At 58.4% G+C, this 308-nt stretch carries 1 pseudogene; it reads left to right on the plus strand.

The window, feature by feature from the left end:
- Positions 1-308, plus strand: a pseudogene (tuf, locus tag B2R48_RS10720) (elongation factor Tu); the annotation flags it as partial.

Consider the following 308-nt stretch of genomic DNA (forward strand, 5'->3'; position numbering starts at 1 on the left):
GAACGTGGCCAGGTTCTGGCACACGTTGGCTCGATCACCCCGCACACCAAATTCGAAGCAGAAGCCTACATCCTGACCAAGGATGAAGGTGGCCGTCATACGCCGTTCTTCTCGAACTACCGTCCGCAGTTCTACTTCCGTACGACTGACGTTACCGGTTCGATCGAGCTGCCGGCAGGCACGGAAATGGTTATGCCGGGCGACAACGTTCAGATGACCGCAACCCTCATTGCACCGATCGCAATGGACGAAGGTCTGCGTTTCGCAATCCGTGAAGGCGGTCGTACCGTCGGCGCGGGCGTTGTTGC

Origin of the sequence: Thalassospira sp. UBA848 (genome assembly GCF_002295455.1) — a bacterium.
Classification (GTDB): Bacteria; Pseudomonadota; Alphaproteobacteria; order Rhodospirillales; family Thalassospiraceae; genus Thalassospira.